This is a genomic window from Streptomyces sp. rh34 (assembly GCF_002551245.1).
Classification (GTDB): domain Bacteria; phylum Actinomycetota; class Actinomycetes; order Streptomycetales; family Streptomycetaceae; genus Streptomyces.
On record NZ_NTGZ01000292.1, the window covers coordinates 1 to 8,926 of the forward strand.

Annotated in this window: 12 protein-coding genes; 6 read left to right on the plus strand and 6 right to left on the minus strand. The window is 72.3% G+C overall.

What is annotated here, in order from left to right:
• On the minus strand, window positions 1-899 hold an 899-nt coding region (locus CR470_RS32755), incomplete at its 3' end, for a sterol desaturase family protein (RefSeq protein WP_179892449.1).
• Window positions 900-1,099: 200 nt separating this feature from the next.
• Between CR470_RS32755 and CR470_RS32760 the strand changes: the two genes are divergently transcribed.
• From CR470_RS32760 to CR470_RS32780, 5 genes are all read left to right on the plus strand, one after another.
• Window positions 1,100-2,149 carry a DEDDh family exonuclease gene (locus tag CR470_RS32760; protein ID WP_097871096.1) on the plus strand — a complete coding sequence of 350 codons (1,050 nt, stop codon included), beginning with the start codon at window positions 1,100-1,102 and terminating at the stop codon, window positions 2,147-2,149.
• A 64-nt stretch (window positions 2,150-2,213) separates the two neighbouring features.
• Window positions 2,214-2,447 (plus strand): hypothetical protein, encoded by a 234-nt coding sequence (locus tag CR470_RS32765; protein WP_007459448.1) that lies wholly within the window; start codon window positions 2,214-2,216, stop codon window positions 2,445-2,447.
• 78 nt (window positions 2,448-2,525) lie between these two features.
• Window positions 2,526-3,323 carry an SURF1 family cytochrome oxidase biogenesis protein gene (locus tag CR470_RS32770; RefSeq protein ID WP_097871097.1) on the plus strand — a complete coding sequence of 266 codons (798 nt, stop codon included), beginning with the start codon at window positions 2,526-2,528 and terminating at the stop codon, window positions 3,321-3,323.
• A 66-nt stretch (window positions 3,324-3,389) separates the two neighbouring features.
• Window positions 3,390-5,183: a glycoside hydrolase family 15 protein gene (locus CR470_RS32775; RefSeq protein ID WP_097871098.1), complete on the plus strand. Its 1,794-nt coding sequence runs from the start codon at window positions 3,390-3,392 to the stop codon at window positions 5,181-5,183.
• 4 nt (window positions 5,184-5,187) lie between these two features.
• Window positions 5,188-5,943, plus strand: coding sequence for an SDR family oxidoreductase (locus tag CR470_RS32780; protein ID WP_097871099.1), 756 nt, complete (start codon window positions 5,188-5,190; stop codon window positions 5,941-5,943).
• A gap of 35 nt (window positions 5,944-5,978) precedes the next feature.
• Here the strand turns inward: CR470_RS32780 and amaP are convergent, their stop codons facing one another.
• Genes amaP through CR470_RS32805 form a run of 5 tightly spaced genes read right to left on the minus strand, consistent with a single transcriptional unit; the run spans window position 5,979 to window position 8,304 of the window.
• A complete protein-coding gene (gene amaP / locus CR470_RS32785) occupies window positions 5,979-6,557 on the minus strand; it encodes an alkaline shock response membrane anchor protein AmaP (RefSeq protein WP_097871100.1) in 579 nt (192 codons plus the stop codon).
• A gap of 5 nt (window positions 6,558-6,562) precedes the next feature.
• Window positions 6,563-7,246, minus strand: a complete 684-nt coding sequence (locus CR470_RS32790) for a DUF6286 domain-containing protein (RefSeq protein ID WP_097871101.1) — start codon at window positions 7,244-7,246, stop codon at window positions 6,563-6,565.
• Entirely contained in the window at window positions 7,243-7,596 is a 354-nt protein-coding gene (locus CR470_RS32795) for an Asp23/Gls24 family envelope stress response protein (protein ID WP_097871102.1), read from the minus strand. Before CR470_RS32795 ends, CR470_RS32790 begins: the two co-directional genes overlap by 4 nt.
• Window positions 7,593-7,784, minus strand: a complete 192-nt coding sequence (locus CR470_RS32800; protein WP_006123598.1) for a hypothetical protein — start codon at window positions 7,782-7,784, stop codon at window positions 7,593-7,595. The genes CR470_RS32795 and CR470_RS32800 overlap by 4 nt, the downstream gene beginning before the upstream one ends.
• Before the next feature lie 43 nt (window positions 7,785-7,827).
• Window positions 7,828-8,304: an Asp23/Gls24 family envelope stress response protein gene (locus CR470_RS32805; RefSeq protein ID WP_097871103.1), complete on the minus strand. Its 477-nt coding sequence runs from the start codon at window positions 8,302-8,304 to the stop codon at window positions 7,828-7,830.
• 93 nt (window positions 8,305-8,397) lie between these two features.
• Here CR470_RS32805 and CR470_RS32810 point away from each other — a divergent pair.
• On the plus strand, window positions 8,398-8,926 hold a 529-nt coding region (locus CR470_RS32810; RefSeq protein WP_179892450.1), incomplete at its 3' end, for a hypothetical protein.

Genomic DNA, 8,926 nt, shown 5'->3' on the forward strand with positions numbered 1-8,926 from the left:
ACCGGTGCGGGTGCGGCTGCCTGGGCGGGTACGGAGGCGGGCGCCGGATCGTTGGCCCCCGCCTTCGACGCCGGCTGCCAGCCGGGCCCGCGGAAGACCCGTCCGGCCCGCTCGCTCCAGGTGTCGGCGGCCCGGACGTCCCGGGCGATGGCGGCGTACTCGTGGGTCGCGACGCGCAGCGGGTTGTGGGTGGAGATGTTCTTGGTGAGCCCGTAGACGGGCCGCTCGGTCTCGGCCGCGAACGACCCGAACATCCGGTCCCAGACGATCAGGATCCCGCCGTAGTTGCGGTCCAGGTAGCTGCCTTGGGAGGCGTGGTGGACGCGGTGGTGGGAGGGCGTGTTGAGGACGTACTCGAAGGGGCGCGGGAGCTTGCCGACGCGCTCGGTGTGCACCCAGAACTGGTAGACCAGGTTGGCCGACTGGCAGAACGCGAGCGCCGCCGGGTGCACCCCGCAGGCGATCAGCGGGAGATAGAAGGGCCAGACCGTCGCGGAGGTCCAGGGCTGGCGCAGCGCGGTGGTGAGGTTGAACTTCTGGCTGGAGTGGTGGACCACGTGGCAGGCCCAGAGGATCCGGATCACGTGGTGGCCGCGGTGGGACCAGTAATAGAAGAAGTCCTGGGCGAGGAGCATCAGCAGGACGGTCCACCACAGCACGGGCACCCGCAGGGGCGTCAGTTCGTGGACCCCCATGTAGATCGCCAGGACGGGGATCTTCCACAGCAGGTCGAAGCCCAGGCTTCCGATGCCCATGGTGAGGCTGGTGGCGGCGTCCTTGGGCTCGTACCCGGCGGCGTCCTCGTCCGGGTGGAGGCGGTAGCTGACCATCTCGATCACGGTGAGCAGCACGAAGGCCGGTATCGACCACAGCACGACATCGGGCAGGTTCGGCTCCATGCGAGCACCGTAGGGCCGCCGGACGGCGAGGGCTAGACGTTGTTACCCACAAGTATGCGAGACCTGGTGTCAGCAGTCTTTGGCACCTTCTGCCAATCAGAGGAGCCGCGGGCCCGGCGAGTTGCGGAGTTCCGGTCAGGCGTCGCACCCGCCCCCGTCCGGCCGAAGTAGGGGACTGTCAGTCGCGGCCCGTATTCTCTGTGACCATGCTCGACGACCGCCAGACAGCCGCACCATGGCCGACCGCCTACCCCCAGGGGTACGCGGTCGTCGACGTGGAGACCACCGGACTCGCCCGCGACGACCGGATCGTGTCCGCCGCCGTCTACCGGCTGGACGCCCTGGGCGATGTCGAGGACCACTGGTACACGCTGGTCAACCCGGAGCGGGACCCCGGCCCGGTGTGGATCCACGGTCTGACGAGCGATGTCCTGGACGGCGCGCCGCTCTTCCCGGAGGTCGCCGCCGAGCTGTCCAAGCGGCTCAAGGACCGGGTGCTCGTCGCACACAACGCGGCGTTCGACTGGTCGATGATCGCCCGGGAGTACGCGCGAGCGTCGGTGATCGCCCCGGTCGAGCACCGGCTGTGCACGATCGCGCTGGCCAAGGAGCTGCGGCTGCCGCTGCCCAACCACAAGCTGGCCTCCCTCGCCGCACACTTCGGAGTCGTACAGCAGCGGGCCCACCACGCCCTGGACGACGCCCGGGTGCTGGCCGAGGCGTTCCGGCCGAGCCTGCACGCGGCGGCCAGGGGCGGGGTGCGGCTGCCTTTGCTGGAGTGCCGTCCGCTCACCGAGTGGTCCGACTCCCCCGTCGCCCCGCGCGTCGGCTATCAGCCCTCCCGGCAGCAGAACAGCTGGCGGCCCTCGCGCAAGCGGCCGGCCTGCCCGTATCCCAACCCGGGGCGGTACGAGAAGGAGAAGCCGCTCCAGCAGGGGATGCGGGTGGCCTTCTCCGGCGACACCTCGATCGACCGGGAGTTGCTGGAGGACCGGGCGGTGGAGGCCGGCCTGCACGTGGCGACCAGTGTGTCGCGGCTGACGAGTCTGCTGGTGACCAACGACCCGGACGCGGCCACCTCCAAGACGCAGAAGGCCAAGTCCTTCGGCACGCCGATCCTGGAGGAGAGCGCCTTCACCCATCTGCTGCGCGACGTGGCCCCGGCCGACGGTGCCGTGCTGCCGCACCAGGCGCCCCCGCCGCCTCCGGAGGCGATCCCGTCGCCGGAGGGCATCCCGTCATCGGAGTGAACCGGGCGCGACTCGCCCGGCAGCCGCTCGCCCCGTAGCCGCCGGGCGTCCCACCCTGTGGCGCATGGCACGTTGTGAGGTTTGCGGAAACGACTACGGCATGTCCTTCGAGGTGCACGCGCAGGGCGCGGTGCACGTCTTCGACTGCTTCTCCTGCGCCATCCACCGCATGGCGCCGATCTGCGAGCACTGCCGGGTCCAGGTGATCGGGCAGGGCGTCGAGGTGGACGGGCACTGGTACTGCGGCGCCCACTGCGCCCGCGCCGAAGGGAAGGCGGGCATCGTGGACAAAGTGTGACGGAACACCTCGCTGCCGGTTCGCTCCGGCGACACCCCTGAGTGCCGCACCCCATGGCCCCGGTTGTACGGTCATGGGGTGTACCGCTTCCTGTTGACCCGGCAGTGGGTGATCCTCACCCTGCTCGGCCTCGTGCTGATTCCGACGATGATCGAGCTGGGTTTCTGGCAGTTCCACCGGCACGAGCACCGGGTCGAGCAGAACGGGCTGATCTCGCGGAACCTCGACGCGGATCCGGTCCCGGTCTCCGAACTGACCTCTCCCGGGCACACCGTCCCCCGCTCGGACTACTGGCGGGCGGTCACCGCGACGGGGACGTTCGACACCGAGCACGAGGTGGTCGTCCGCCGCCGGACCTCGGACGACGACCGCATCGGCGTACATGTCCTGACCCCGCTGGATCTCAAGGGCGGCGGCACCGTCCTGGTCAACCGCGGCTGGGTCCCGGCCGCGCCGAACCAGACCGCCTTCCCCGACGTGCCGCCCGCTCCCCGGGGCGAAGTGACCGTCGCCGGCCGCCTCAAGGCGGACGAGACGACCGGCAGCAGCGGCATCAAGGACCTGGCGGGGCTGCCGGACCGGCAGGTGATGCTGATCAACAGCGACCAGCAGTCCCAGCTGCTCTCCCGGACGGTCCTCGGCGGATACATCGAGCAGACCGCTCCCCGGCCGACGGGTGATCTGCCCGAGCAGATCGCCTCCCCCGACGACAGCTCGATCGGCCCGCACATGGCCTACGCCGTCCAGTGGTGGCTGTTCGTCGCCGCCGTCCCGGTCGGCTGGATCATTCTCGTACGCCGGGAGAAGCGCGACCGTGAGCAGGCCGCGAACGCGACGGCCGACGCCCCCGAGCAGCCCGAACCGGCGAGCGCCTGAGGTATCCGGCACACCCCCGGGTCCGATGGCTGGTTGACAAGGGCCCGGTTCGGGAAAGCGCCAGGCGTGACCCCACGCATCGAGGACTACGCCCTGATCGGCGATCTCCAGACCGCCGCGCTCGTCGGCAGGAACGGTTCCGTCGACTGGCTCTGCCTGCCCCGCTTCGATTCCGGCGCCTGCTTCGCCGCCCTGCTCGGCACCGAGGAGAACGGCCACTGGCGCATCGCACCCAAGGGAGCGGGCGCCTCGGACACCTGCACCCGGCGCGGGTACGTGGACGACTCCCTGGTCCTGGAGACGTACTGGGAGACGTGGACCGGCACGGTGAAGGTCATCGACTTCATGCCGCAGCGCGACAACTCGCCGGACCTGATGCGGATCGTCGAGGGCGTCAGCGGCACCGTCGACATGAGTTCGGTGCTGCGGCTGCGCTTCGACTTCGGTTCGGTGGTGCCCTGGGTGCGGCGTTCGCACGGCCACCGGGTGGCGGTCGCCGGCCCCGACTCCGTATGGCTGCGCAGCGAGCCGCCGGTCAAGACGTGGGGCCAGCAGTTCAGCACCTGCTCCTCGTTCACCGTCTCCGAGGGCGAGAGCGTGGCGTTCGTGCTGACCTGGCACCCCTCGCACGCGCAGCGCCCGAAGCTGGTCGACCCGCGCAAGGCGCTGAAGCACACCCTGCACGACTGGGCGAAGTGGACCGGCGTCTGCACCTACGAAGGCCCCTACCGCGACGCCGTGCTGCGCTCCCTGATCACGCTGAAGGCGCTGACGTACGCCCCGACGGGCGGCATCGTGGCGGCCCCGACCACCTCCCTGCCGGAGGAGATCGGCGGCGTACGGAACTGGGACTACCGCTACTGCTGGCTGCGGGACGCCACGCTGACCCTCGGGGCGCTGGTCTCGGCCGGCTATCTGGAGGAGGCGGAGGCCTGGCGGGACTGGCTGCTGCGGGCCGTCGCCGGGGACCCGGCCGACCTCCAGATCATGTACGGGCTGGCGGGCGAGCGGCGTCTGCCCGAGACGGAGCTGCCCTGGCTCGCCGGGTACGAACACTCCCGGCCGGTGCGCACCGGCAACGCGGCCGTCCGCCAGCGTCAGCTCGATGTGTACGGCGAGGTCATCGACGCGCTGCGGCTGGCCCGCGTCGCCGGTCTCGGCGACAAGCCGCACGCCTGGAACCTCCAGCTCAGCCTGCTCGGCTTCCTGGAGTCGACCTGGCGCGAGCCGGACGAGGGGCTGTGGGAGATCCGCGGCCCCCGGCGGCACTTCGTGCACTCCAAGGTGATGGCCTGGGTCGCCGCCGACCGGGCGGTGCGCTCGCTGGAGGAGAATCCCGAACTGCCCGGCGACGCCGACCGCTGGCGGGCGATGCGGGACGCCGTGCACGCCGAGGTCTGCGAGAAGGGGTACGACCCCGAGCGGAACACCTTCACCCAGTCCTACGGGTCCCGGGAGCTGGACGCCTCGACGCTGCTCATCGTGCGGACCGGCTTCCTGCCGCCGGACGACCCCCGGGTGATCGGCACGGTCGACGCGGTCCGCGCCGAGCTGGGCAGCGACGGTCTGGTCCGCCGCTACAGCACCCGGGGCTCCTCCGTGGACGGGCTGCCGGGCGACGAGGGCGCTTTTCTCGCCTGCTCGTTCTGGCTGGTCGACGCGTTGCAGCGGATCGGCAGGCCGGACGAGGCACGGGAGCTGTTCGAGCATCTGCTGGAGCTGCGCAACGACGTGGGCCTGCTGGCCGAGGAGTACGACGTGGCGGCCGGGCGGCAGCTGGGCAACTTCCCGCAGGCCTTCAGCCATATCGGACTGGTGAACTCCGCTGTCGACCTCGCCGGTGAGGACCCGGCAGGATAGGGCCATGGATCTTGGACTGAAGGACCGCGTCTACATCGTCACCGGAGCGACCCGGGGCCTCGGCAACGCCACGGCCCGCTCCCTGGCCGCCGACGGCGCGAAACTGATCATCACCGGCCGGGACGAGAAGTCCGTCGCGGAGGCCGCCGCCGAGCTGGGTCCGGAAGCGGTCGGACTCGCCGCCGACAACGCCGACCCGAGCGCCGCGCAGCGCCTGGTGGACACGGCCCGGGAACGCTTCGGACGGCTCGACGGCATCCTCATCAGCGTCGGCGGACCCGCCCCCGGCTTCCTCGCGGACAACACGGACGACCAGTGGCAGACGGCGTTCGAGACGGTGTTCCTGGGAGCCGTACGGCTCGCCCGGACGGCTGCGGCCGCGCTCGGCGAGGGCGGTGTGATCGGCTTCGTGCTCTCCGGATCGGTCCATGAGCCGATCGCGGGGCTGACCATCTCCAACGGGCTGCGCCCCGGTCTCGCCGGTTTCGCCAAGTCGCTGGCCGATGAGCTGGGCCCGCGCGGCATCCGGGTGGTGGGCGTGCTGCCGTCCCGGATCGACACCGACCGGGTCCGCGAACTGGACGCCCTGTCCGGTGACGCGGAGGCCGCCCGCACCGCGAACGAGGCGCGGATCCCGCTGCGGCGCTACGGGACGCCCGAGGAGTTCGGGAGGACCACGGCCTTCCTGCTCTCCCCCGCCGCCTCGTACCTGACGGGCCTCATGGTCCCGGTCGACGGCGGAGCACGGCGCGGCTTCTGACCCGCCCTGCCGCTTGTCCGGTGCCGTACGGGACGTCAGGACACCCGCTCCGCGCGGTGCTTGACGGCCTTGAGGCGTACCTCGGCGGGGAGCCCGTCCAGACCGGCCGAGTCCCTGGCGTTCGCCAGCGCCCCGTCGGCGACCGCGTTCAGCGTCCCGAGGGGCGCGGCGTGCGGTTCCATCAGCAGGCGGACCCGGGCCCGGGGCGCGGTGCGGCGGCCGGTCAGCATCGCGTGGGCGCGGGCCACTCCGTCCAGTTCGCCCGCCTCCCCGGCGAGCACGCCCTCCAGGGCGCGGCCCCGCAGCTGTGCCCCTTCGCCGTCACCGCTGTCCACCAGGACGTCGGTGAGGCGGCCGCGGCGGAGCTGGGCGAGGAACCACCACAGGGCGAGGACCACGAGGACGGCGAGGACGGCGATCACGGTCGGCCACCACCAGCCCTCGTCCCGCCAGCGGTGCCGGTCGGCCTCGCTGAGCAGCACATCGTGGCTGCCGTCCCAGGGCCACCAGGACGGCACGGACGCGCCGAGGCCGGCGGCGAGCACGGCTCCGCCGACGACGGCCAGCACCAGCCCGGCCAGGGCCAGCAGGACCCGGTTGACGGTGGAGCGCATACGGCTCATCCCTTCTTCGCCGGTCGGTGCACCTGGACGGAGAGGGCCGGCGGCTTCGCCAGGCCCAGTTCCCGGACGGTCTTCTCCAGCACGGCGTCCAGGTCGGTCCGTACGTCGTCGAGTTCCCGGAAGTGCGAGAGCGCGCGCACCTTCGCCTTCCGCCGTCCCATCCTGACCCGCACGGACTGCACGCCGGACACCTCAACGGCCCGGTCCCGCAGGACCAGTGCGGCCGCGGTGCAGTCGAGTCCGGCCCGTACGTCGGCACGGTCGCGGCGCATCGGCAGCAGGTCGCGCAGTCCGGGGGTGAGGGCCAGCAGGATCAGCCAGAGGCCGATCAGCGCCGCGACGCCCGCCCCGATGAGCACCGCGACGTCGTCCAGACGCCGTTCGGCCAGTCCGTCGGCGAGGGAGCGACGCCACTGCATGGCCGAATGGCCGGCCCGTACGGCGGCGATGTCGTAGAGCAGCAGCCCTGCCCCGCCCAGGACCACGAGGGCCAGCAGGGCGGCCGGGACCCGGCGCGCGGACCAGAAGCGGCCGGCGCGGCCGTCACCCTGTTCCAGGGTGGGGACCGGCGCGCGGGCGCCGGCCGAAGCGTCCGGGGCCGGCGTGCGCGCGCCGCCGTCGCTCTGTTCGACGGTGGGCATCCGCCGGGTGGATCCGGTCGGTTCACCGGGTTCGGTCATCGGATCCTCCCCTGTGCCGCGGCGCCCGCTCCTGCGGGGTGCAGCCGTTCGACCTGCACGGCCACCTCGGGCACCTCCATGCCTGCCAGCGCCTTGACCCGCTGGGCGACCCGGCGGCGTACGGCGCCGCACTGGCGGCCGATGTCGCTGGGGTAGCCCAGCTCCAGGCTGACCCGGACCCGGGCGGCGTCGCGGTGCACGGTGACCGTGGCACGCGGCGACGCCCCGTCCGCCGGCGGTTCGTCGACCGCCTCCTTCGCCGCCTGGGCGGCGATCTTGGCGACGACGCGGTCGGCGATCCGGGTCTCGCCCCGTTCGGCGGCGGCGACCCGGCCGGTCACCGCCGTCACCGTCGCCGGTCGCCGCGCTCGCGACTCCGGAAGAAGTCGCCGGGCTCCAGGTCACCGTCCAGGAAGCGGCCGGCGATGAAGCCGATCGCGCCCAGCGCGGCCACCAGTACGAAGGCTCCGAACCCGCCGAAATACCCGGCGAATCCGAGCGCCATGCCGGCCAACAGGCCGGCGACAGCCATGCTCATCGTGGTCTCTCCTCAACTGCGGTGCGACGGAGATGCGGAACGGTCACTGAAGGCGCTGATCGTCGTTGTCGTCGTCATCGTCGTCCTCGTCGGGCAGCTTGACGTCGCTGACCGCGATATTGACCTCGACGACCTCGAGGCCGGTCATGCGCTCGACCGCCGCGATGACGTTCTCGCGTACGTCGCGGGCCACGTCGGAGATCGACACGCCGTAGTCGACGACGATCTCCAGGTCGAGGGCCGTCTGCGATTCGCCGACCTCGGCCTTGACCCCGCGGGTGACGGATCTGCCGCCGCCGGGGACCCGGTCACGGACGGCGCCGAACGTCCGCGACAGGCCGCTGCCCATCGCGTGGACGCCGGCCACGTCGCGTGCCGCCATCCCCGCGATCTTCTCGACGACGCCGTCGGCGATGGTGGTGCGGCCCCGGGTGCCCGGGGCGCCGCCGCCGCGTTTGCTCAGCGGCGTCTTGTCACCGGACCCGCTGTCGGGGTTGTTGCGCTGGGAGGTGTCAGTCATCGCTGCTCTTCCCTTCGGGGCAGGTTTGGACTTCCTTGCCCACGTTAAGTGCGCTTTCCCCATCTCGCGCCGTGGATGCGGCAGTCTGGGGGGATGACGACGGCACGGGGCCCGCAGAGGGCCGACGGATGGACCGCTGCGGTACGGGAACGGCTGGGCCTGGGCAGGCTGCTGCCGCTGGGCGGTCCGGCGGACGGCGCGTGGATCGCGGAGACGGCCGCCGCGTCGGTGCTGCGCGGGGCCTCCGCCCTCCCCGGGACGGTGCTCGGGAAGCTGCGGATCGGCCCGACGGAGGAAGCGGTGGAGAGCGCGGTCACCGGGGGCGGCCCCGACGCTTCGCGGGACCCGGCGGGCCCGGTGCCGCCCCCGGCTCCGCCGAGCGCGCTGCCGCCGGGGCCGTTGCGGATCGAGGCGGAGTTCTCGGCCGCCCCGGACCGGCCACTGCCGGACGCCGCCGCGGCACTGCGCGCGGCGCTCCTCACGGCCGCCGCCGCCCGGCTGGGTCTGGAGATCGCCGAGGTGGACCTGAGGGTGACGGCATTGCTGGAGGACGATGCGACCGATCAGGTGACGGCGGCGCCCCCGTCGACGGCCCGGGTCGCGCGGCCGGAGGGCCCGGTGC